General features: G+C 67.0%; 21 protein-coding genes and 1 pseudogene. 10 read left to right on the top strand and 12 right to left on the bottom strand.

Going from position 1 to position 22,750, the window contains the following annotated elements; genetic code table 11:
• Positions 1–92 precede the first annotated feature (92 nt).
• Positions 93–245 (top strand): DUF3096 domain-containing protein, encoded by a 153-nt coding sequence (locus K225_RS21745; protein WP_081679681.1) that lies wholly within the window; start codon positions 93–95, stop codon positions 243–245.
• Positions 246–272: 27 nt separating this feature from the next.
• Here the strand turns inward: K225_RS21745 and K225_RS0112755 are convergent, their stop codons facing one another.
• Positions 273–1,775: a transglycosylase SLT domain-containing protein gene (locus K225_RS0112755; protein ID WP_026436782.1), complete on the bottom strand. Its 1,503-nt coding sequence runs from the start codon at positions 1,773–1,775 to the stop codon at positions 273–275.
• On the bottom strand, positions 1,772–2,548 hold the full coding sequence (gloB, locus tag K225_RS0112750; protein WP_026436781.1) for a hydroxyacylglutathione hydrolase: 777 nt from the start codon (positions 2,546–2,548) through the stop codon (positions 1,772–1,774). The genes K225_RS0112755 and gloB overlap by 4 nt, the downstream gene beginning before the upstream one ends.
• On the opposite strand from gloB, the gene K225_RS20780 reads away from it, so the two are divergent.
• The 4 genes from K225_RS20780 (at position 2,547) to K225_RS0112730 (ending at position 6,155) form a co-directional block, all read left to right on the top strand.
• Positions 2,547–3,443 (top strand): class I SAM-dependent methyltransferase, encoded by an 897-nt coding sequence (locus K225_RS20780; protein WP_081679680.1) that lies wholly within the window; start codon positions 2,547–2,549, stop codon positions 3,441–3,443. The genes gloB and K225_RS20780 overlap by 2 nt on opposite strands.
• Entirely contained in the window at positions 3,440–3,889 is a 450-nt protein-coding gene (rnhA, locus tag K225_RS0112740; RefSeq protein WP_026436780.1) for a ribonuclease HI, read from the top strand. The genes K225_RS20780 and rnhA overlap by 4 nt, the downstream gene beginning before the upstream one ends.
• A 221-nt stretch (positions 3,890–4,110) precedes the next feature.
• Complete coding sequence (locus K225_RS0112735; protein ID WP_026436779.1) at positions 4,111–4,770, top strand: SagB/ThcOx family dehydrogenase; 660 nt, start codon at positions 4,111–4,113, stop codon at positions 4,768–4,770.
• Complete coding sequence (locus K225_RS0112730) at positions 4,767–6,155, top strand: phenylacetate--CoA ligase family protein (RefSeq protein ID WP_026436778.1); 1,389 nt, start codon at positions 4,767–4,769, stop codon at positions 6,153–6,155. Before K225_RS0112735 ends, K225_RS0112730 begins: the two co-directional genes overlap by 4 nt.
• Positions 6,156–6,269: 114 nt before the next feature.
• Here K225_RS0112730 and K225_RS0112725 read toward each other — a convergent pair whose 3' ends face one another.
• Positions 6,270–6,929, bottom strand: coding sequence for a c-type cytochrome (locus K225_RS0112725; protein WP_238323233.1), 660 nt, complete (start codon positions 6,927–6,929; stop codon positions 6,270–6,272).
• 405 nt (positions 6,930–7,334) lie between these two features.
• On the opposite strand from K225_RS0112725, the pseudogene K225_RS20775 reads away from it, so the two are divergent.
• Positions 7,335–8,439, top strand: a pseudogene (locus K225_RS20775) (MFS transporter).
• Positions 8,440–8,605: 166 nt separating this feature from the next.
• On the opposite strand, the gene K225_RS0112715 reads toward K225_RS20775, so the two are convergent.
• From K225_RS0112715 to moaA, 4 genes are all read right to left on the bottom strand, one after another.
• Positions 8,606–8,941 (bottom strand): thioredoxin family protein, encoded by a 336-nt coding sequence (locus tag K225_RS0112715; protein WP_026436776.1) that lies wholly within the window; start codon positions 8,939–8,941, stop codon positions 8,606–8,608.
• A gap of 3 nt (positions 8,942–8,944) precedes the next feature.
• Positions 8,945–10,270 (bottom strand): gephyrin-like molybdotransferase Glp, encoded by a 1,326-nt coding sequence (gene glp / locus K225_RS0112710; protein WP_026436775.1) that lies wholly within the window; start codon positions 10,268–10,270, stop codon positions 8,945–8,947.
• A 46-nt stretch (positions 10,271–10,316) separates the two neighbouring features.
• Positions 10,317–10,949, bottom strand: coding sequence for a molybdenum cofactor guanylyltransferase MobA (gene mobA, locus K225_RS0112705; protein WP_026436774.1), 633 nt, complete (start codon positions 10,947–10,949; stop codon positions 10,317–10,319).
• 178 nt (positions 10,950–11,127) lie between these two features.
• Entirely contained in the window at positions 11,128–12,264 is a 1,137-nt protein-coding gene (gene moaA / locus K225_RS0112700; protein WP_026436773.1) for a GTP 3',8-cyclase MoaA, read from the bottom strand.
• Between the two features lie 192 nt (positions 12,265–12,456).
• On the opposite strand from moaA, the gene K225_RS0112695 reads away from it, so the two are divergent.
• Complete coding sequence (locus tag K225_RS0112695; protein ID WP_051248921.1) at positions 12,457–13,293, top strand: type IV pili methyl-accepting chemotaxis transducer N-terminal domain-containing protein; 837 nt, start codon at positions 12,457–12,459, stop codon at positions 13,291–13,293.
• A gap of 45 nt (positions 13,294–13,338) precedes the next feature.
• On the opposite strand, the gene K225_RS0112690 is transcribed toward K225_RS0112695, so the two are convergent.
• The 4 genes from K225_RS0112690 to K225_RS0112675 all read right to left on the bottom strand — a co-directional run bounded on the left by K225_RS0112690 (position 13,339) and on the right by K225_RS0112675 (position 18,632).
• Complete coding sequence (locus tag K225_RS0112690; protein WP_026436771.1) at positions 13,339–14,100, bottom strand: SDR family oxidoreductase; 762 nt, start codon at positions 14,098–14,100, stop codon at positions 13,339–13,341.
• A 98-nt stretch (positions 14,101–14,198) separates the two neighbouring features.
• Positions 14,199–14,807 (bottom strand): DUF2889 domain-containing protein, encoded by a 609-nt coding sequence (locus K225_RS20770; protein WP_051248919.1) that lies wholly within the window; start codon positions 14,805–14,807, stop codon positions 14,199–14,201.
• Positions 14,808–14,904: 97 nt separating this feature from the next.
• On the bottom strand, positions 14,905–16,338 hold the full coding sequence (locus K225_RS0112680; protein WP_026436770.1) for an aldehyde dehydrogenase family protein: 1,434 nt from the start codon (positions 16,336–16,338) through the stop codon (positions 14,905–14,907).
• A gap of 212 nt (positions 16,339–16,550) precedes the next feature.
• On the bottom strand, positions 16,551–18,632 hold the full coding sequence (locus K225_RS0112675) for a sodium-translocating pyrophosphatase (RefSeq protein ID WP_026436769.1): 2,082 nt from the start codon (positions 18,630–18,632) through the stop codon (positions 16,551–16,553).
• Between the two features lie 232 nt (positions 18,633–18,864).
• On the opposite strand from K225_RS0112675, the gene ppa reads away from it, so the two are divergent.
• The 3 genes from ppa (at position 18,865) to K225_RS0112660 (ending at position 21,399) form a co-directional block, all read left to right on the top strand.
• On the top strand, positions 18,865–19,401 hold the full coding sequence (ppa, locus tag K225_RS0112670; protein ID WP_026436768.1) for an inorganic diphosphatase: 537 nt from the start codon (positions 18,865–18,867) through the stop codon (positions 19,399–19,401).
• A 419-nt stretch (positions 19,402–19,820) separates the two neighbouring features.
• The gene (locus K225_RS0112665) at positions 19,821–21,011 is read left to right on the top strand and encodes an NnrS family protein (RefSeq protein WP_238323232.1); all 1,191 of its coding nucleotides are present in this window, start codon (positions 19,821–19,823) and stop codon (positions 21,009–21,011) included.
• A 97-nt stretch (positions 21,012–21,108) separates the two neighbouring features.
• A complete protein-coding gene (locus K225_RS0112660) occupies positions 21,109–21,399 on the top strand; it encodes a DUF2249 domain-containing protein (RefSeq protein ID WP_026436766.1) in 291 nt (96 codons plus the stop codon).
• 26 nt (positions 21,400–21,425) lie between these two features.
• Here K225_RS0112660 and K225_RS0112655 read toward each other — a convergent pair whose 3' ends face one another.
• On the bottom strand, positions 21,426–22,715 hold the full coding sequence (locus K225_RS0112655) for a GNAT family N-acetyltransferase (protein ID WP_026436765.1): 1,290 nt from the start codon (positions 22,713–22,715) through the stop codon (positions 21,426–21,428).
• Between the last annotated feature and the right edge of the window lie 35 nt (positions 22,716–22,750).

The following is a 22,750-nucleotide window of genomic DNA, read 5'->3' as shown; positions in this document are numbered from 1 at the left end:
CTGCTGGCCTGCGCCGTGGGTGAGAATGCCGGGCCACCGGGGCTGTGCCCGGTGTTCGCCACTCTTCCTTACCCAGTTCAAAGGACCCTCTCATGTCGCTGAGCCTCAGCATTGGCCCGCTCGTTTCCCTGATCGCGGGCATCCTCATCCTGGTCATGCCGCGCCTGCTGAGCACTATTGTTGCGCTTTACCTGATCGTGATCGGCGCTTTGGGCTTGCTGGGCATGCACACCCTGCGCTGGTAAGCGCCTACGGCACAGCAGCACTCGTGCTCAGCGGCGTTTCTTGGAGGGCTTGCCACCCTTGCGTGTGGGGGCTGGAGCCTTGCTTCCTGTTGTGCGACTGGCTGAGCCGCTGGCCGATGACCCTTTGCTCATGCGCACTGGCAGGAACATCACCACCTGCTGGCCGGCCTTGAAGGCTGCGCCGATCTTCACATCGTTCCAGTCGGCCACGTTGTCGACGCTGACGCGGTAGCGCTGTGCCATGCTGTGCACGGTGTCACGCTTGCCGGCGCGCACTGTGGTGCGGCGGGTCACGATTTCAGGCGTGAGGGCCAGCTGGCCGTTGTCTGCCAGGTGGGCCGAAACATCCTGGCGGGTGGTGGTGGTGCGCGGCACCATCAGCGCCGATCCGGCCTTGATCAGCATGCGCGGCGGAATGTTGTTGAGGCTGCGCAGGTCGTTTTCGCTCATGCCGGTACGCTGGGCGGCATCGGCCACGCTCATGGTGGTGGGCACGGACCACACCGTCCAGCTGGCGTATTGCCCCTGGTTTTTGGCGTCAAGGTTGCGCTGGAAGACCCGCGCGTTGTCCCAGGGCAGCAGGATCTGGGGGGTGCCTGCGGCAAAAATGGTCGGACGGTGAAACGAGGGGTTCAGCGCACGAAAATCCGCTTCGCGCACCCCGGCCAGCTGGGCCACCATCGCCACGTCGATGTCGTGGGTGATGTCTACCGTCTGGAAATAGGGGTGGTTTTCGATCAGTGGCAGTTCGGTGCGAAAGGCCTCGGGGTTGGCCACGATGTTTTTGACGGCCTGCAGCTTGGGCACATACAGCCGCGTTTCGGCAGGCATGTTCAGGTCGGTGTAGCGCGTGCCCAGCCCGGCTTTCTGGTTGCGGGCAATGGCGCGGCCCACGCTGCCTTCGCCCCAGTTGTAGGCGGCCAGGGCCAGGTGCCAGTCGCCAAACATGCCGTACAGTTTTTGCAGGTAGTCGAGCGCGGCGCGGGTGGATGCCAGCACGTCGCGGCGGTCATCGCGAAAGGCGTTCTGCTTGAGATCGAAGTAGTTGCCCGTGGCCGGCATGAACTGCCACATGCCGGCGGCCTTGGCGCTGGAGACGGCCTGCGGGTTGAAGGCACTTTCGATGTAGGGCAGCAGCGCCAGCTCGGTGGGCATGCCCCGGCGTTCGAGCTCTTCAACAATGTGGAACAGGTATTTGCTGGAGCGCTCGGTCATGCGCTGCATGTAGTCGGGGCGGCTGGCATACCACTGCTCGCGGTCCTGGACCAGTTCGTGCTGCAGGTCGGGCATGGCAAAACCGCGGCGAATGCGCTCCCACAGGTCGGTGGGCGTGAACAGCGAGGCCACTTCGCTGCTGGCGGCGCGGCCGGCCGTGATCGGGCTCAGCGGCCCATTGGGGATGATGGGGGTGTGGCTGGCGGTGCCCGCGGGTGAATCGGTGTCGAACTGGTTGCTGGAGGGGGTGCCGGTGGTGGCGCAGCCGGTGAGCCACAGCAGTCCCGCAAGGCAGGCGAAGCGCAGAATTTTCATCGGAAGTCGTTTTTCCATTGGCGCAGGGCGGCAAATACCGCCACGGCGTCGTGTTGTGGGACCCGGGCGTCAAAGCCCTGGGCGGCTGCGGCGACTGCGGCTTCGCGCACACGCAGAAAGGGGTTGATGTCACGTTCCAGCGCCATGCGTGATGGCAGCGTGGGCTGGTTTTGTGCCCGCAAGGCCGTGCAATGGCTGCTGTAGTGGAGCAAGGCGGCGTTGCCGGGTTCCACGGCACGCGCAAATTTCAGGTTGGACAACGTGTACTCATGGGTACAGCACACCAGCGTGCTGCCCGGCAGGGCGGCCAGCTGGTCGAGCGATGCCAGCATCTGCGCGGGTGTGCCTTCAAAAAGGCGCCCGCAGCCACCCGAGAAAAGGGTGTCCCCGCAAAACAGCAGGGGCGCGCCCTCCATGTCGGGGCAGTAATAGGCGATGTGGCCAGCCGTGTGGCCCGGAACATCGAGCACCGAAAACCGCAGGCCCAGCAGATCCACGCTGTCGCCTTGCGCCAGGCGCACCAGCGGCTCGGGGATGCGCTCGCGCGCCGGGCCGAACACCTGGGCGCCGGTGGCAGCGCGCAAGGCATCCACGCCGCCCACATGATCGGCGTGGTGGTGCGTGACTAGAATGGCCTGCAACTGCAGCCCCTGGGCCTGCAGCGCCTGCAGCACGGGCGCCGCGTCACCGGGGTCCACCACGATGGCCTGGTGGCCGTTGTGCAGCATCCAGATGTAGTTATCGGCAAAGGCGGGCAGCGGTAGCAGGTTCATGAGCGATCAAATTATAAGTTTGCACCACTGGTTCGACTCCCCCCCCGGCCGTTACCTGCTGGCGTGGGAGCAGCAGCGCTTCGATGAGGCGGTGGCGGACATCTTTGGCTTCCATGGCCTGCAGATCGGCATACCGATGCTCGACGGCCTGCGCGCCAACCGCATGCCGCACCAGTGGCTGGCCCTGGGCGAAGAGGGCATGGCCCTGCTGCCGGGCACCCGCGCCGCAAGCCCGCCACCCGCTGGCGCTGCGCCCGTGCCAGACCCCCTGCGCCTGCTGGCCCTGCTGGCCGACCCGGTGGCGCTGCCGTTTGCGGACAACAGCCTGGACCTCATCGTGCTGCCGCACACGCTGGAGCAGAGCGTGGACCCGCATGCCGCGCTGCGCGAGGTGGAGCGGGTGCTGGTACCCGAGGGGCGGGTGGTGATCAGCGGGCTCAATCCGGTCAGCCTGTGGGCCTTGCGCCAACACCGCGCGCGCCTGTACCAGCGCCTGGGGCGGGGCCGCCTGTACCTGCCGGATGCGGGCGAGTTCATTGGCTACCGGCGGCTGCGCGACTGGTTGCGGCTGCTCAATTTCGAGGTCGAGTCGGCGCGCTTTGGCTGCTACCGGCCGGCCGTACGCAGCAGCCACTGGCTGGAAAGATTTGCCTGGATGGACCGCCTGGGCGATCAATGGTGGCCGATACTCGGGGCCGCGTACTTTCTGGTGGCCGTCAAGCGCGTGCATGGCATGCGCCTGCTCGAGCCCGCCTGGCGCACCGCACCGCAGCGCGCTGCCGCGTCGGTGCCGGTGGCCCATCGCGGTGCCACCCGGAAACCGTCGCACCGCACCAGCGTGGCGCCCACCATTGTGGCGGGCACCACAGACCGCATCCACAGGAAAAAAGTTTGAACCAGATCGAGATCTACACCGATGGCGCCTGCAAGGGCAATCCGGGCCCCGGCGGCTGGGGTGTTTTGCTGCGCTCCGGCGCCACTGAAAAAGAGCTGTTTGGCGGCGAGCTCGGCACCACCAACAACCGCATGGAGCTGCTGGCCGTGATCGAAGCGCTGTCTGCGCTCAAGCGGCCTTGCGCGGTGACGCTGTACCTCGACAGCGAATATGTGCGCAAGGGCATCACCGAATGGATCCATGGCTGGAAGGCGCGCGGCTGGCGCACCGCCGCCAGGCAGCCGGTGAAAAACGTCGAGCTGTGGCAGCGCCTGGATGCGCTGGTCACCGGGGCCGGCCACCGCATCGACTGGCGCTGGGTGCGGGGGCATTCGGGCGATCCGGGCAACGAGCGGGCCGATGCCCTGGCCAACCGCGGCGTGGAACAGGCCCTGGGGCGGCGCTGAAGTTCTCGACCAGATCTGGCGGGTATGCGCTGCCTGTTGCGTGTTGATTGCTACTTTGTTGGTAGCTTAAAACGCGCATGAATAAGGTGCTTCAGGTGATTTCACCAAATTCCTGGTGTGTGAGCGCTCTGCCGGTGGGCACCGGCCTGCGCCTTGCCGGTAGGCAGCGGCGCGACGCTGTGGTCTGATGGCGGCCGGTGAAACTCTGCACAGGAGTGAACGTGAACCCGCTGACCAAGATGGCGCTGGGGCTGATGGGGCAGCTGCGCCCCGAGCCCCCCACGGGCGATGGTAGCCCGGTGCTGGCCTTGCCCCCGCCGCGGTGCGACGGCGGCATGCCGCTCATGCAGGCGCTGGCCCGGCGGCAGTCGCAGCGCGAATTCGATCCCGTGGCGCTGCCAATGCCGGTGCTGTCCGACCTGCTGTGGGCTGCGGCGGGCGTCAACCGGCACGACAGCGGCGGGCGCACGGCGCCGAGTGCCATGAACGCGCAGGAGGTGGACCTGTACGTGGCCCTGCCCGAAGGCCTGTACCTCTACGACCCCCTGGCCCACGCACTGCAGCGCATGGTGGTCGCCGATGTGCGGCGCGTCACGGGCTACCAGGACTTTGTGGACAGCGCGCCGCTCGATCTCGTCTATGTGGCCGACCATGCACGCATGCAGCTGGTGCCGGCCGAACAGCGCGGCACCTACGCCGCAGCGGCAGCGGGTGCCATGGCGCAAAACGTCTACCTGCAGGCCGCATCCACCGGGCTGGCCACCGTCATCCGCGCCTGGCTGGACCGCACCACACTGGCGCAGGCCATGGGCCTGGGCACCAACCAGCAGGTGCTGCTGGCGCAAACCGTGGGCTGGCCGGTCCGGGCGGCGCCGCCATGAGCACCGTGTTCGACCCGCTGCGCCTGTCGGCGGTGTCGCTGGAGGTGATGGCGGCCAACCGCGATTCGGTGCAGGGCCTGGCGCGGCGCCAGCAGGCGCGGCTGGCGCGGCTGCTGGAGGCCGCGCTCCAGGGCTCGCGCCTTTACCGCGAGCTGCTGCCCGCTGACGCCTCGGCCCGCACGCCGCTGCAGGATTTGCCGGTGGTCACACGCCACCAGTTGATGGCACGCTTTGACGACTGGGTGACAGACCCCTGCCTCAGGCTGGATGCCTTGCGCGCCTTCACCGCCGACCCGGCGCGCATCGCCGCGCCCTGGCAGGGCCGCTACATGGTGTGGGAAAGCTCGGGCACCAGCGGCCAGCCGGGCATCTTTGTGCAGGATGCGCAGGCCATGGCCGTGTACGACGCGCTCGAAGCGCTGCGCCGCAGCACGCCGCGCCCCCTGCTGCGCTGGCTGGACCCGCTGTGCCTGTCCGAGCGCATTGCCTTCGTGGGGGCGACCAGCGGGCATTTCGCCAGCTATGTCTCGGTGCAGCGGCTGCGCACCCTCAACCCGTGGCTGGCGGGGCGCATCCGCAGTTTTTCTATACAGGAGTCCACGCCCGAGCTGGTGGCCGCCCTGAATGACTTTGCGCCCACGGTGCTGGCCACCTACCCCACTGCGGCCGCGCTGCTGGCCGACGAGGCGGACCGGGGGGCCTTGCGCATCGCGCCGCACGAGGTCTGGACCGGTGGTGAAACGCTGAGCCCGGCCGTGCGCACCCACATCGAACGGGCGTTGGGTGCCGTGGTGCGCAACAGCTATGGCGCCTCGGAGTTCCTCTCCATGGGCTGGGAGTGCGCCCACGGCCAGATGCACCTGAACGCCGACTGGGTGATCCTGGAGCCCGTGGACGAGCACCACCGTCCCGTACCGGCGGGCCATGCCGCCTGCAGCGTGCTGCTGACCAATCTGGCCAACACCGTTCAGCCCCTCATCCGCTACGACCTGGGCGACCAGGTGACGTTGCAGGCCGGGCGCTGCAGCTGTGGTTCGCCCTTGCCGGTGATGGTGGTGCAGGGGCGCCACGACGACCTGTTGCACATGGCAGGGCCGGACGGGCGGCCGGTAACACTGTTGCCGCTGGCCTTGTCCACGGTGCTGGAGGACGACGCGGGCGTGTTTGATTTCTACCTGCGCCAGCAGGACGCGCACACGCTGGTGTTGCGCCTGCCCGTGGCGGGCGAGGCCGGGCAGGCGGCCATGGAGCGCGGCTGCAAGGCGCTCAAGGCCTTTGCCAGGGCCCAGGGCCTGCCGCAGCTGCGGGTGCTGCAGGAGCTGGGCCTGTCCGTGCCACGCGGACGCAGTGGCAAGGTCTGCCGCATTGTGGCTGGTTGTGTCTGACACGGTCTTGCATTCAAGCGGATAACGAGGCGGGAAGCCGCAGACAGTGCTCTAGCACGGCAAGGCGAACCAACGAAGTTATACGTTGGAAGGCAAAACCGTATGAAACGGCGTTCAAGGCATGGACGACACATAGGCCACCACCGCTTCGATGTCGGCATCCGACATCCGCTTGGTGTTGGGGGTCATGATGGAGTTGGCACGCACCCCCGTATCTTCTCGGTAGCGGTGCAGGGTCATGCGCAGGTAGTCGGGCTGCTGCCCGGCGATGCGGGCAATCTGCTCGTTTCCCCGGCCTGCAGTGCCATGGCAGCGAAAGCAGGTTTTCTCGAAATAGGCCTGCCCCTTGGCGGTCAGTGCGGGGTTGGCGGTGGTCTGGTGGGCCACTGGCTGCGCTGCATAGAACAGCACCATGCCGATTTTTTCGTCGCTGTTCATGGCGCGGATCATGCCTTCCATGAATTCGTTGCGCCGGCGGCCGTCGGCAAACTGCCGCATCTGCTCCAGCAGATAGGCCGGATTCTGGCCGGCCAGGTTGGGAATGGACGGTTTGGTGCTGTTGCCGCCTTCGCCATGGCAATTGGCGCACACGGCGGCCACCTTGCGGCCCAGCTTGTAGAGGTGATCGGCCAGCGGTGCACTGGTTTGCGCTTCCTGGAAGCGGGCGTCCAGATCCACGTTGGCGGTGGCGCGTGCCTTGGCTTGCTGGGCCACCACGGGCGGGACCACGAGTGCAGCCATCAATCCGATCGTCAGAGCTGTGCGCTGGAGCATGGTGGTAACCACTTCATTGAAAAGGTTATTCTAGACCCGGGATTCGCCACTGTTCGCACGCGCAGTCGGGGTTGGATCAAAGAGTGTGCGTTGGGCGGGGGGGCGGGGTGCAGGCTGCGCCCGCGGCACGCAATGGCGCGCCTGCAGGCAGGGGCGGGGCCTGCGGCGCAGGCGCGCTTGGGGTGTTCTTCGTAGAATGACCGCCCGGGAATGCACCGTTGTGACTGCTTTGCATCCCATCGGATGCCACCCTGGAGCCTGGGAAAGCCGTGTGCGCCCCTGGGTCGCATGCGGCTTTTGCCGTTTTTCCCCGTCCGTTTTTTCGCCAACACGGCCCGCTCGCTGCCGGTCTGCCTACCGCTTATGCAACGCCATTGGCCTCCATTTGCCTGGGTCTGTTTTGCCATGTGCGTGGGTGTCATGGGCACCGCCCTGGCCAGCCCGCTGTACCCGCTGTACCAGGTCCACTGGGGCCTGCAGCCCAGCCACATCACGGGCATTTATGTGGCCTACATGTTCGGTGCGCTGGCCAGCCTGCTGTTCCTGGGGCGGCTCAGCGATCGGTTCGGCTTTCTGCCCGTGCTGCGCCATGGCCTGGTGCTGGTCAGCCGTGTGCTGATCGGCATTGCCTCGGGAATGATCACCACCTCGGCCTTGATCGGCCTCACGCAGCTCAACCGCAGCCGCAACGTGATGCGCGCCTCGGCCATGACCAGTTTTGCCATGGCGCTGGGCTTTGGCCTGGGGCCGCTGGTGGGCGGCCTGATGGCGCAGTGGGTGCCGCTGCCGCTGGTGACGGCCTATGCGCCCAGCGTGGTGCTGGGGGGGGCTGGCCATCCATGCCCTGTACCAGGTGCAACGGGCTTCACCGGGTGCGGTCGCGGTGCAGCAGCCTTTGGCCTTGCGCGACTGGCTGCCGCGCATCACCCTCCCGCAGCCCAGCCTGCGGCGCCCGTTCCTGATTGCCAGCCTGGGGGCGTTCAGCACCTTCGGCATCTTTGGCCTCTATGCGTCGCTGGCACCGAGCTTCATGGCGCACATGGTGCCCTGGCACGGGCCGGCCGTGAGTGGCCTGTCGATCGCCATGATCCTGTTTCTCTCGGCCGGCTTTCAGTGGTTGGCCCGGCCGGTGCACACCAAGACCTGCGTCGTCGCCGGGCTGGGACTGCTGGCAGCCTGCAATCTGCTGCTGATTACCACCACCTACACCAACCTGCCGCTGCTGTTCGTGCTGAGCGTGCTCAGCACCGCCGCAGGCCATGGCCTGGTGAACCTGGCAGGCATTGCCATCGTGAACAAGGTGGCGGGCCCCGAGAACCGGTCCGGGCTGCTGTCCACCTACCTGGTGGTGGGCTACCTGGGCACCATCGTGCCCATTCTGGGCGTGGGCAGGCTGTCGGACCACCTGGGCCTGCGGGTGGCCATCGTGGTTTTCTGCGGGGCGATGGCGGCGCTGACCAGCGCGCTGGCCTGGCTGGCCCAGCGTACCCCGGTGATCGAGCAGGCCTGAAGCGAGACCCCCCCTGAGCGGCGTTGCCGCTTCCCCCCGCTCTCGCACCGCTGCGCGCTGTGGGCAGGGGGACGCAGCCCTCGCTGCGGGGCGGCCCTTGCTTGGCTGCCCTGGCCTGGGCTGCGCCTGTTTCATGGGTCGCTGGCGGTGCAGGACACCGTGAAAATCAGCCCGGTGCCGGCCGGTCTGCGCCAAGCAGCTGTTCCATGGTCAGGGCGTCCTGGGGCCGCACCACACGCGCCAACTCTTGTCCATCGCGCAGCAGCACCAGCGTGGGCCAGAGCTTCACGCCGAAGCTGCGGCCCAGGCGCTGGCCGGGGCCGTCTTCCACCTTGATGTGGGCCACATCCGTCCGGTCGCGCAGGGCCTGCTCGATGAGGGGCTGGGCGCGCTGGCAGTGGCCGCACCAGGGGGTGCCGAATTCGAGCACGGTGGTGCCGGGCAGGCTGTCCACGTCGGCGCGGGTGGGGGGCTGGGCGAGGTGTTGGGCAGTATAGGGCATGGGTCACATCACTCCGTCGAACATCATCACATCCACCGTGTCGCCCACGGCCACGTTGCCCTGGTCGTGGTGCAGCACGATCAGGCCGTTGGCTTGCACCATGGAACTGAGTACGCCCGAACCCTGGTTGCCCGTGGTGCAGACCTGCAGCGTGCCGTCGGCAGCGGTGGTGACGGTGCCACGCTGGTATTCGGTGCGGCCGGCCTTCTTGCGGAGGACCTCGGTGCTCACGGCGCGCAGCAGCGGCGGGGCCGGGTGGGTGCCGCCCATCATGCGCAGCAGGGCGGGGCGCACAAAGGCCAGAAAGGTCACCATGACCGCCACGGGGTTGCCGGGCAGGCCGAAAAGCACGGCGCCGGTTGCGGCTTTGCCAGTATCGTTTTGATCGCCGTCAGCGCTTGCCGCATCTGCGCTGGCAATGCTTCCTACGGCCATGGGCCGGCCGGGGCGCATGGCGATGCGCCAGAAGGCCACGTCGCCGAGCTGCTTCATCATGGTGCGCGTGTGGTCGGCCTCGCCCACGCTCACGCCGCCACTGGTGATGATGGCGTCGGCCCGCTGCGCGGCATCGCGGAAGGCGGCCTCCAGCAGGGTGGGTTCGTCGCGCACCACGCCCAGGTCGATCACCTCCACGCCCAGCCGCGTGAGCAGGCCGAACACGGTGTAGCGGTTGCTGTCGTACACCGCGCCTTCGCGGGGCGGCTCGCCCAGGCTCAGGATTTCGTCGCCGGTGGAGAAATAGGCCACGCGCAGGCGCCGGTACACCACCACGGTTTTCAGCCCCAGACTGGCCACCAGCCCCAGCGCGGCAGGCGCCAGCAACGCTCCTTTGGAGAGCGCCACGCCGCCTTCCATGAGGTCTTCGCCCTTGAGGCGGCGGTTGTCGCCCAGGTGCAGCAGGTTGGCGGCAATGGTGATGTGGTCGCCATCGGCGGCGGTGGTGAACTCCTGCGGCACCACGGTGTCCAGGCCCGCGGGCATGATGGCGCCGGTCATGATCTTCAGGCATTCACCCGCACCCACGGTGCCGGCCCAGGCCTTGCCTGCCAGGGCCGTGCCCACCACGCGCAGCGTGAGCGGCTGGCCCGCCACCAGTTGCGCACCGGCAAAGGCGTAGCCGTCCATGGCCGAGTTGTCGTGGGGCGGCACGCTCAGTGGCGAGACCACGTCGCGCGCCAGCACGCGGCCCAGGGCCTCGAAAATGCCGATCTCTTCGGTGTCCGTGACCGGCTGCGCCAGCCGTTCCAGAAAGGCCGACACCTGGTCGGCGCGGAGTGCCTGGGGGTCATAGCCCTGCAGTTCGGCGGCAATCTGTGCAATGGTTTTCATGGGGGCGTTCGCGCAGGGCGGGTGGGGGTGCAACCGGTGCACGCGGTCAGGGAGTACCGGCGCTTTCGAGGCGGTGCAGCTCGTCCAGCGTGTTGGCGTTGAAGAAGGCCAGCGGGTCGTCGCCCGGCTGGTCGAAGGGCACCACCACATGCGGGTGTTGCGCGGTCCAGGCGTCGATCTTGCGGCCACCGGCCTGGGTGAAGGCGACCAGGCTTTCGAGCAGGTCCACACGCAGCAGGCAGAACACGGGCTGGGTGCGCACGGCGGTGCCGCCCGCGCCATCGTCCTCGGGGGCGGCGGCCATGGCGATGTCGGCCCCTTGGGCGTCCGCAGCGGCCGCCAGCCGTGCGGCCAGGTCCAGCGGAAACAGCGGCGTGTCGCAGGGCACGGTGAGCAGCCACGGGGTTTCGCAGCGCTCCAGCCCGGTCAGAAAGCCCGCCAGCGGGCCGGCATAGTCGGCAATCACGTCGGGCCATACGGGGGCGCCAAAGGCCTCGTAGGCGGCCAGGTTGCGGTTGGCGTTGACCATGGTGGCGCCCACCTGCATCTGCAGGCGCATCAGCGTGTGCAGCGCCAGCGGCAGGCCGCGAAAATTCTGCAGGCCTTTGTCGACGCCGCCCATGCGGGAGCCTCGGCCCCCGGCCAGGACCAGGCCGGTGATGTCTTGGGTGTCAATCATGGATGCTCTTCAAAAGAATGCGGGCCGGAATTTCCCGCGGCCTTGGAGGCTGTGCTCTGCAGGCCAGGGCAGCCGGGCAAGGGCCGCCCCGCAGCGAGTGCTGCGTTCCCCTTCCCGCATCGCGTAGCGGTGCGAGAGAAGGGGGAAGCGACGCAGTCGTTCAGGGGGGTGTGCGAGGTCATCCGCCGATATAGCTCATTTCCACCCGGCGCGCGCCCTGCGTGGTGTCGGCCGGCAGGCTGCTGCGCAGCTCCGAATAGCGGTCGGCGCGCTGCTGCCAGATGGGCGCGATGGCCGATGCGATGGCCTCGTCGCTGGCGCCGCCGCGCAGCAGGCTGCGCAGGTCGTAGCCCTGGCTGGCAAACAGGCACAGGTACAGCCGGCCTTCGGTCGAAAGCCGCGCGCGGTTGCAGTCGCCGCAGAAGGCCTGGGTCACGCTGCTGATCACGCCCACTTCGCCCAGGGCCGGGTCGTGCTGGCCTGCAGCGTTGGCGTAGCCCCAGCGCTCGGCGGTTTCGCCGGGGCTGGTGGGGCTGAGCGGCACCAGCGGCAGCTCGGCGCGCAGGCGGGCTATCAGTTCGGCCGACGGCAGCACCTCGTCCATGCGCCAGCCGTTGGTGGCGCCCACGTCCATGTATTCGATGAAGCGCAGCGTGGTGCCCGTGCCGCGAAAGTGGCGCGCCATGGGCAGGATTTCGTGGTCATTGGTGCCGCGCTTGACCACCATGTTCACCTTGATCTGCGACAGCCCCGCCGCGTGCGCCGCCTCGATGCCGGCCAGCACATCGGCCACCGGAAAATCCACATCGTTCATGCGGCGGAACACTGCGTCGTCCAGACCGTCGAGGCTCACGGTGACGCGGTTCAGTCCCGCCGCCTTGAGAGCCCGCGCCTTGCGGGCCAGCAGCGAGCCGTTGGTGGTGAGGGTGAGGTCGGGCGCGGTGCCGTCCACCGTGCGCAGCCGGGCCAGCTGGGCCACCAGTTCTTCGAGGTTCTTGCGCAGCAGCGGCTCGCCCCCGGTCAGGCGGATCTTGCGCACGCCGTGGGCCAGAAACAGCCGCGCCAGCCGCGCGATCTCCTCAAAGCTCAACAGGGCGTTGTGCGGCAGGTAGGCATGGTCCTTGTCGAACACTTCCTTGGGCATGCAGTAGTTGCAGCGGAAGTTGCAGCGGTCGGTCACGCTGATGCGCAGGTCGCGCAGGGGGCGGCCCCGGGTGTCGGTCAGCAGGCCGGTGGGAGCGGCGGCCTGCGCGGGCACCCTGGCCGCCAGAGCGGCGATGCGTTGGTCCACCAGAGGAATCACACGTTCAGACATGGGGCGATTCTGCCGTATCGGCCGCGCCATCGAGGGCATGCCCCTGCTGGCAAGGTTGACTGGGGTCAATGGAGCGGGTCAACGCGGGTTCGTCCCGCCAATGTCCGGCGAATGGCAGTTGCTTGACATGGCGCAGGGGGCGCATGTGGTGCGTCACAACAATCGCAGCACACAAAGTTTCAAGGAAATGACATGACGAATGCGAGCTCGATGGCACAAGCGCTTGCCTGCCAGCGCCGGGTGGCCGTGCAGTGGGTGGCGGCAGGCATCCTGCTGCCCACCTGGGCCGGCGGGGCCCAGGCGCAAATGGCACTGTCGGGGGCCATCAACCACGCGGGATGGTTTCGGGCACTGTCGCAGCGCATGGCCAAGGCGTATTGCCAGCAGTATTTGCAGGTGCTGCCCGAGGCTGCCAGGGACGTGCTGGGCCATGCGCGCACAAGGGTGCAGCAGGGATCTGGCGAGCTGGCGCGTGGGTTGCAGTCGGGCCAGTGGCCTGCCGAAGTGGCGCGGCAGCTGGACGAAGTGCAAAAGCAGTTTGCACTGCTCGACCAGTTGACAGCGGCGCCCACGTCGCGGGCGGCCGTGGCGGCGGTGTCCGAGCAGTCCGACCGCACGCTGCTGGTGGCCCAGGCGGTGACCGAGTCCATCGAAAAGATGGCACGGGTGGCCAGTGCGCGGCTGGTGAACCTGGCCGGGCGCCAGCGCATGCTGTCGCAGCGCCTGGCCAAGAACTATTTTCTGGTGGCCGCCAAGGCGGACACCAAGCTGGTGCACGCGCAACTGGCGGCAGACGCCGCCGATTTCCGGCAGGCCATGCAGACCCTGACGGCTGCACCGGTCTCCACGCCCGCCATTCGTGGCGAGCTGGAGCTGGCGGCCCCGCAGTGGGTGTTTTTTGAGGCGGCCCTGCGCCGGCCCGCCGACGAGCAGGGGCTGAGCGTGGTGGCCACCACCAGCGAACGCCTGCTGAGCGTGATGGACCGGCTCACCGGCCTGTACGAAGCCGCCTTGCGCGAGGTGCTGTAGCCAGGGGCTTGCCGGCAGCGCCGTCCGGGGGGCTGTGGTGTGCCGCTACACGCAGCGTGCCCCATCCACCTCGATGCACACGCCGCTGATGAAGGCGGCCTCGTCGCTGGCCAGGTACAGCGCGGCGTTGGCCACGTCGAGCGCCGAGGAAAAGCGGCCCAGCGGAATGGTGGCCAGGAATTTCGCGCGGCGCGCTTCGTCCACCGGGCCACCTGCAAACTCGGCGGCCAGGCCCGTGTCGGGGTTGAACACGGGGTTGATGCAGTTCACGCGGATGTTGTCGGGGCCCAGCTCGGCCGCCATCGACTTGCTGGTGGTGATGACGGCGCCCTTGGAGCCGTTGTACCAGGTCAGGCCCGGGCGGGGGCGCAGGCCCGCCGTGGAAGCAATGTTGATGAAACTGCCGCCGCCGCCCAGGCGCATCGCGGGCACGGCGTGGATGGCCGAGAGGTAGATGCTCTTGACGTTGATGGCATAGACCTTCTCGAACTCGTCCTCGCTCACTTCCAGCATGGGGCGGTTGCGGTGCGTCCAGCCGGCGTTGTTGACCACCACGTCCAGCCGGCCATGCAGGCGCACGGCCTCGTCGATCAGGGCCTTGACCTCGGCAGACTTCGTCACGTCGGCCTGGAAGAAGGCCGCTGTGCCGCCTGCCGCGATGATCTCGGTCACTACGCGCTGGCCACCGGCCTCGTTGATGTCGTTGACGATGACCTTGCCCCCTTCAGCGGCCAGGCGCTTGGCAATGCCTTCGCCAATGCCGTTGCCGGCGCCGGTGACGATGATGGATTTGTGCTGCACGCGCATGGTGTTGTCTCCTTGTTTTATAGATTTGATCGCTGCTTGCGCTTTAGGGGTAGGCGCTAGCGCCTGTTTTTATTCATATTTTTCCCCCGCTACGCGGGCTAGGGCTGCAGCGCGGCGAGGGCGTCGCCGGCCGCTGGTGGCGGGCCCACCGGCACCGTCAGGCCGTCCGGGCCGCGGCGGTAGAACTGCGGAAAATATTCCTTCACGCCGTTGCCGTTGAAGTCCCAGCCGGTGCACTGGCCCAGATGGCGGGGCGGTTCGTCGGCATTGGCGGCAGCAAACACCGCGGGCACCGACTGGAATGCCGCCGTGGCCAGGTTGAACAGCAGCTCGCGCAGGTGGGTGCAGCTGGCCACGCCGCCCAGGTTCTTCTGGATGGCCTGGCGCCAGCCGCGCGCCATGCTGCAGCCCACCATGGATTGCAGCGCGGGCTGGGCCTGGGGGCAGTCCTTGAGCGGGTGGGTGTCCATGGCCACGTCGATGGCCTGCACCACCAGCTGGCGGTTGACGGTGACGCGCAGCCACATGTGGTGGATGGGCTCGCCGGCCAGGCGCAGGCCGGCCTCGCGGAACGAGGGCGCATCGTAGGTCTTGCTGTCGTGCAGCTCGCCTTCGATGTCCCACAGCCCATCGTCGCGTTCAAAGCCTTGGTAATGGACGCGGCGCTGGTGCCGGGCAGTGCGGGGGGCGGGGGGGCTCAGGGGCATGGAGAAAAGAAACCGTCGGGCAAAAAGGAAGGGCGAGGGCACATGCTACCGGCACACCGCCGCGCCGTCTTGCGCGGGCGCGACAGGCGGGCCTGGATCAGCCGTGCCGGATGGCCACGGTCTTGAGCGTGGTGAAACCGTGCAGCGCCTCCAGGCCCTTTTCGCGTCCGTATCCGCTCGATTTGACGCCGCCAAACGGCAGCTCCACGCCGCCCGCAGCGCCGTAATTGTTGATGAACACCTGGCCGCTGTGCACGCGCTTTGCCATGCGGAACTGGCGGGCGCCGTCGCGCGTCCAGATGCCTGCCACCAGGCCAAACGGGGTGGCGTTGGCCAGCTCCACCGCGTGGTCCTCGTCCTGGAAGGCCATTGCGCTGAGCACGGGGCCAAAGACCTCCTGCTGCGCCAGGCGGTGTTCCACCGGCACATCGCGCAGCAGCGTGGGGGCCTGGTAGAAACCGGTTTCGGGCGCTTCCTCCACAATCTGGCCCTGGGCCACCATGGGGATGCCGGCCACCTGGGCGTCGGACAGAAAATCCCACACGCGCTGCTGCTGCGACTGGCGGATCAGCGGGCCCACATCCAGGTCCATGGTGGCGGGGCCCACGCGCAGCGCTTCAAAGGCCTGGCCCAGGCGCTCCAGCAGGGGCTCGTAGATGAGCGAATCGATCAGCACGCGCGAGCCGGCCGAGCAGGTCTGTCCCGCGTTTTGCACGATGGCATTGATGACCACGGGCACGGCGGCGTCCAGGTCGGCATCGGCAAAGATGATCTGCGGGCTTTTGCCACCCAGCTCCAGTGTCACGGGGCAGTGGCGCTCGGCGGCCACCTGCTGGATCAGCGTGCCGATCTTGGGGCTGCCGGTGAAGCTGATGTGCTGCACGCCGGGGTGGCGCGCCAGTGCGTCGCCCACCTCGTGGCCGTAGCCAGTGACGATGTTGAGCGCACCGGCCGGAAACCCCACCTCGGCCGCCAGCTGCGCCACGCGGATCAGGCTCAGGCAGGCATCTTCGGCGGGCTTGACCACGCACACATTGCCCGCCGCCAGCGCGCCGCCCACGCTGCGGCCAAAGATCTGCATGGGGTAGTTCCACGGAATGATGTGGCCCGTCACGCCATGGGGTTCGCGCCAGGTGAGCACGCTGTAGCCATCGGTGTAGGGGATGGTCTCGCCGTGCAATTTGTCGCAGGCACCGGCATAGAACTCGAAGTAGCGCGCCAGCGCCAGCGCATCGGCCCGGGCCTGGCGGGTGGGCTTGCCGCAGTCGCGCCGCTCCAGCGCGGTCAGCTCGTCGGCGTGCTCCAGAATTTTTACCGAGAGCTTGTGCAGCAGGCGGCCCCGGTCGGCGGGCGCCATCTTCTGCCACACGGCGTGATAGCACTGCTGCGCCGCGCGCACGGCGGCGTCGATGTCCTCGGCCGTGCCGCGCTGGATCTCATCGAACGGCTGGCCGTCGGACGGGTCGATCACCGGGATCGTGCGGCCGGAGGTGGAGGGAACGGGGGCATTGGCGATGAAGTGCAGTGGCATGGCCAAATTGTGCGGTAAAAGCCGGGTGTCCCTCGGGGAGTGAGGTAAGAAGTGGCTTCGGTGCTTATCTGTAAAGAACTGATTGCTATTGATGTGATAGCGTTTTGGCGAATCAATACCCGCTGGCGGTGCTGCAAATCGCCTGAAAAACGGCACTGTCGGGCACAAAAAAGGCCCGCCGCAGCGAGCCTTGGGGAGGGTTGGCGGTGGAATCAGCCGCCGTGGAATTTCACGACCAGCGGCACGATCAGCAGCGCCACGATGTTGATGATCTTGATCAGCGGGTTGATGGCAGGGCCGGCGGTGTCCTTGTAGGGGTCGCCCACGGTGTCGCCGGTGACGGCGGCCTTGTGCGCCTCGGAGCCCTTGCCGCCGTGGTGTCCGTCCTCGATGTACTTCTTGGCGTTGTCCCAGGCACCGCCGCCGGTGCACATGGAAATCGCCACGAACAGGCCGGTGACGATGGTGCCCATCAGCAGCCCGCCGAGCGCCTTGGGCCCGAGCAGCAGGCCCACCACGATGGGTACCACCACGGGCAGCAGGCTGGGGATCACCATCTCCTTGATGGCGGCGGTGGTCAGCATGTCCACGGCCTTGCCGTACTCGGGCTTGCCCGTGCCGTCCATGATGCCCTTGATGGTGCTGAACTGGCGGCGCACCTCCACCACCACCGCGCCGGCGGCGCGGCCCACGGCCTCCATCGCCATGGCGCCGAACAGGTAGGGGATGAGGCCGCCGATGAACAGCCCGATGATCACGAGCGGATCGCTCAGGTCAAAGCTGATGGCCCGGCCATAGCTTTCGAGCTTGTGGGTGTAGTCGGCAAACAGCACCAGCGCGGCCAGGCCCGCCGAGCCGATGGCGTAACCCTTGGTCACGGCCTTGGTGGTGTTGCCCACGGCGTCGAGCGGGTCGGTAATGTCGCGCACGCTGCTGGGCAGCTCGGCCATTTCTGCGATGCCGCCCGCGTTGTCGGTGATGGGGCCATAGGCATCGAGCGCGACCACAATGCCCGCCATGGAGAGCATGGACATGGCCGCCACGGCAATGCCATACAGGCCCGCAAGCTGGTAGGCCGACAGGATGGCCAGGCACACAAAGATCACCGGCCAGGCCGTGGAACGCATGGATACGCCCAGGCCGGCAATGATGTTGGTGCCGTGGCCCGTGGTCGATGCCTGGGCGATGTGCCGCACGGGCGCGTATTGCGTGCCGGTATAGAACTCGGTGATCCATACCAGCGCTGCCGTCAGCACCAGCCCCGTGGCGCAGGCGCCAAACAGCTTCATCTGGCTGCCGGTGGCGGTGATGGCGTTGTCCGGCATGATCCAGACGGTGACGAAGTAGAAGGCGACGAGCGACAGCACGCCCGCAATCGCCAGGCCCTTGTACAGCGCGGGCATCACGTTCTTCATGCCGGGCGATGCCTTCACGAAGAAGCAGCCGATGATGCTGGCCACGATGGACACGGCGCCCAGCGCCAGCGGGTACACCACGGCGTTGACCGGGGCGGTGGCCACCAGCAGCGCGCCGAGCACCATGGTGGCGATCAGCGTCACCGCGTAGGTCTCGAAGAGGTCGGCCGCCATGCCGGCGCAGTCGCCCACGTTGTCGCCCACGTTGTCGGCAATCACGGCGGGGTTGCGCGGGTCGTCCTCGGGGATGCCGGCCTCCACCTTGCCCACCAGGTCGGCGCCCACGTCGGCGCCCTTGGTGAAGATGCCACCGCCCAGGCGCGCAAAGATAGAGATCAGCGACGAGCCAAAGGCAAAGCCGATCAGCGGGTTGAGCAGCACGGAGAGCTTGGCCGTGGGCGTGAGGTTGCCGTTGCCTGCCAGAAACCAGTAGAACCCGGTAACGCCCAGCAGCCCCAGGCCCACCACCAGCATGCCGGTGATGGCGCCGCCGCGAAACGCCACATCCAGCGCCGGGCCAATGCCCTGCGTGGCGGCCTGTGCCGTGCGCACATTGGCGCGCACCGAGACGTTCATGCCGATGAAGCCGCAGGCGCCCGAAAGCACTGCGCCCACCATGAAGCCAACGGCCGTGGTGCCGTCCAGGAAGATGCCGATGAGAATGGCCAGCACCACGCCGACGAGGGCAATGGTCTTGTATTGGCGGGCCAGGTAAGCGGCGGCGCCGGCCTGGATGGCGGCGGCGATTTCCTGCATGCGGGCGTTGCCGGGGTCTTTGGCAAGAATCCATCCCCGGGCCCAGATGCCATAGGCCACCGCAATCAATCCACACACCACAGCCAGTATCAGAGGGGCAGTCAGCGCTGTATTTCCAGCCATTCGTCACTCCTTGAAATATTCACTTGCACGGAAGGAAACACAACGCATCGGCGTGCTTCCGCTGCGTTGCTTCCTCGTGCCCCAGCGTACCGGAGTCGATTGGCCAACAGGGTCAATTTACAGCCAAACCCCCATTTGCAAGCCGGCAGAAAGGGCCATGTGCCTAAAATCAGGGTTAATCCCGACGCGGCATGCTGCGCGGATTGCCGTCCATCAACTTTTCAACCAAGACATGTCCCTCAACAACGTCCCCCCAGGCAAGAACGTTCCCGATACCTTCAACGTCGTCATCGAGATTCCGATGAATTCCGACCCCATCAAGTACGAGGTGGACAAGGAATCGGGTGCCATTTTTGTGGACCGTTTCATGACCACGGCCATGCACTACCCCACCAACTACGGCTATGTGCCGCAGACCCTGTCGGGCGACGGCGACCCGGTCGATGTGCTGGTGATCACGCCTTACCCCCTGCATCCCGGCGTGGTGGTGCCCTGCCGCCCCCTGGGCATCCTGATGATGGAAGACGAGGCCGGTGTGGATGGCAAGGTGATTGCCGTGCCCACGTCCAAGATCCTGCCCATGTACGACCACTGGAAGACGATCGACGACGTGAACGCCATGCGCCGCAACGCCATTGCCCATTTCTTCGAGCACTACAAGGACCTCGAAAAGGGCAAGTGGGTCAAGGTGCTGGGCTGGGAAGGCATCGACGCCGCCAAGAAGGAAATCACCGACGGTATCGCGAGCTTCCAGAAGGGCGTTGCCTGAAGTTCGTTCACCGATTTCTCCGTGAAATAGGGGGCTGGCGCTTTGCCGTAAAACGCTGAAAGCTCTCAAAACAAAAGCATGCAAACCACTTGGTTTGCATGCTTTTTTCGCCACTGGGCAGCATGGCGAACGTTGCTGCAACGGCCAGGCGGGGTATGGGGTGCGTGGTGGATGCCGTGGCGGATGTGGTGGCCCTCATTACCGTTCGCCCTGAGCGCGTCGATGGGTTTCGGCCGGCGCATGCTGAACGGTTTCTGCTACACAAAGAACGAAGGACGGGCTCCAAGGCATTCATTGGAGCTTGCGTTGGTGAGTGCACTGCGATAATATTCATTTTAAATGAATCTTATGAACACCCGCCCTCGCCGTTGTTCCCGCGCAGTGGGCATCACCGTATGAAACCACTCTCCACTCCCGTCATGTCTACCGCGAACGGGGCTGCGGCCCCCGCTCTCCAGGGTATGCCCCTGCTGCGGCTGGGTTTTCGCCCGTTTTATCTGGGCGCAGCCCTGGTGGCGTGCCTGACCGTGCCACTGTGGATCGCTTCCATGATGGGGTGGGTGGCGCTTGATCTTCCGGTCGCTCCCTTGCTGTGGCACGCCCATGAAATGCTGTTCGGGTTTGCGGCGACCGTCATCATCGGGTTCCTGCTCACGGCCGTGAAGGCGTGGACCGGCCTGGCCACTCCGCGCGGTGCGCTGCTGGGAGCGCTGGCCTTGCTCTGGCTTGCTGCCCGGGTGGCGGCCGTGGTGGCGCCCTATGCGATCTATGCCGTACTGGATGTCGTCTTGCTGCCCGTGGTGGCTGGCTTGCTGCTTGCGGTGCTGCTGCGGGCGCGCAACCGCCGCAATCTGCCGCTGATGGGGGTGCTGGTGCTGCTGTCCGTGGCCAACGGGGTGTTCCACCTGGCGGTGCTGGGTGTCCTCAACCTGCCGCCAGTGCAGGCGCTGTACGCGGGTCTGGCGCTGATCGTGGTGATCGAGTGCGTGATGGCAGGGCGTGTGGTGCCGGCTTTCACCATGAGCGTGAATCCGGGGCTCAAGCTGCAGGCACAGCGTCCGCTGGAGCTCGTGATTCTGGCCGTGACGGCGCTGGCACTGGCGTCCTGGGTGTGTGTTCCTTTCGGCGCGGGTGCGGTCACGGCGGTGCTGGCCGGGTTGGCAGCGCTGTTGCATGGATGGCGCATGTGGCGGTGGAAGCCATGGATCACGCGCAATCGCCCCATCTTGTGGATCCTGCATGCGTCGTATGCATGGATTCCTGTGGGGTTCCTTTTGCTGGCATTGGCGCAACTGGGTGTCGTGGCAGTGTCGGCCGCGGTGCATGCCTTTGCCGTGGGTGCCACGGGCGGACTCATCGTCGGCATGATCACCCGCACGGCGCGCGGCCACACCGGCAGGCCGCTGCAGGCCGGCCGGCTGGAGGTGCTGGCCTATGGGCTGGTGATGGGCGCCGCTGTGCTGCGGGTCCTGCTGCCGCTGGCTGCGCCGCAGTGGTATGCCGCCGCACTGGTGCTGGCTGCGCTGGCCTGGGCCGCGGCCTTTGTCATCTATCTGGGCCTGTACACCCCTTGGTTGATCCAGACGCGGCTGGACGGCAAGGACGGTTGATGTTTCCGCTCTGCAGGCCTTGGCTGCCTGCATGCATATGCCGCTCGGCCAGAGCGGTTCCTTTGGTTTTTTCACACCCTTTCAGAAAGGTCCTGCCATGCTTCACACCCAGAGCTCTGTCATCGATGTCCGCGAGATTGCACCCCGTGAGCGCCACGCCCTGATTTTTGGCCGCTTTGATACGCTGTTGCCCGGCGAGGCGCTGCAACTGGTCAACGACCATGATCCCCAGCCCCTGCACCACCAGTTCCAGGCCCGCTCCGCAGGTGCCTTCAAGTGGGCCTATCTGCAGCAAGGCCCGGACCTTTGGCGCGTGCTGATCAGCAAGACCGAGCCTGCCGTGGCCTCGCAAGACTCCTGCTGCTCGGGTGGTGCCTGCGGGGGCTGATGCACCGCTGCGCCACCGGGGCGATGCTACGCCGCCCGGAAAGGGCTGCGCGCCTGCAGGTGGTCCAGATAGTCTTCCACGCCTGCGCCCTCGCGGGCCAGAAAGCGTTCCACCGCATCGGCAAAGGCCGGGTGTGCCAGCCAGTGTGTGCTGGTCGCCTGCACGGGCAGCAGGGCGCGCGCCATCTTGTGTTCGCCCTGGGCGCCCCCTTCAAAGCGCTGCACGCCGTGGGCTATGCACCATTGCAGTGGCTGGTAGTAGCAGGCCTCGAAATGCAGGCAGTCCACGCGTTCCAGCGCGCCCCAGTAGCGGCCATACGCGGCGCGGGGTGGGTTTTTTGCCTGATGAATGCCGCTGGCGCAGGCGGGGTAATCGTCAATCGCGATCAAACTGCTCGCGATTGATCGGCCCTCCCGCTCGGCAATGAACAGCAGCCAGTGCCCGGGCATCCGGTCGGCCATCTGTTGAAAGAAAGCCCGCGTGAGGTAGGGCGGGTTGCCATGCTCCAGGTAGGTGCGCTCGTAGCAGCGGTAAAAGAAGTCCCAGTCGGACGGGCGGATGTCGGACCCCTGTGCCCAGCGGAAGGTGACGCCCGCATCGGTCACGCGCCGTCGTTCCTGGCGGATCTTCTTGCGCTTGTCCTGGGACAGGCTGGCGAGGAAATGGTCGAAACTTTCGAAAGCCAGGCCGGGGCCACCGCCGGGCTGCCCCAGGGTGGTGAGCACCCCCTCGGAGGGCTGCGAACCACGCGAAGCAGGGAGCGTGGGGGCCGCATTCTGCCAATGGAACTGCACCGTATGCCGCAGCATCAGTCCTTGCCGGGCACTGGCCAGCACGTCGTCGTCGCTGGCAAACAGCACATGCAAGGACGACAGGCCCTCGTCTTCGCACCACTGGCGCAGCGCCTGCACCAGCAGCTGGCGTGTGGCTTCGTCGCGCGCCAGCAGCCGGGAGCCGGGCACGGGGGTGAAGGGCACGGCCACCACGGCCTTGGGGTAGTACGGCACGCCATGCTGCTCGTAGGCGCTGGCCCAGGACCAGTCGAACACGTATTCGCCGTAGGAGTGGCTCTTGAGGTACAGCGGGCAGGCGGCCACCAGCACTGCGTGTGGATCCTGGCCCTCCCAGAGCGTCATGAAGCGGGGCGTCCAGCCCGTGCGGGGAACGGCGCTTTCGCTGGTGTGCAGGGCCGCCAGGTATTCGTGGCGCATGAAGGGTGTGGCGTGCGGGTGCCGCGCCAGCAGGGCGTTCCAGGCGCTGGCGTCCACCTCCAGCGGCGATGCCAGCACGCGGGCGATAATGCTGCCTTCAGCCATGCTGCCTCCATGGGCCGCCGCCCAGCGCGGGGCTC

Origin of the sequence: Acidovorax sp. JHL-9, from assembly GCF_000426205.1 — a bacterium.
GTDB classification, from domain to species: Bacteria; Pseudomonadota; Gammaproteobacteria; order Burkholderiales; family Burkholderiaceae_C; genus Acidovorax; species Acidovorax soli.
Note: the sequence above shows the minus strand (reverse complement) of the source record. Positions and strands in the feature narration are given on the sequence as shown.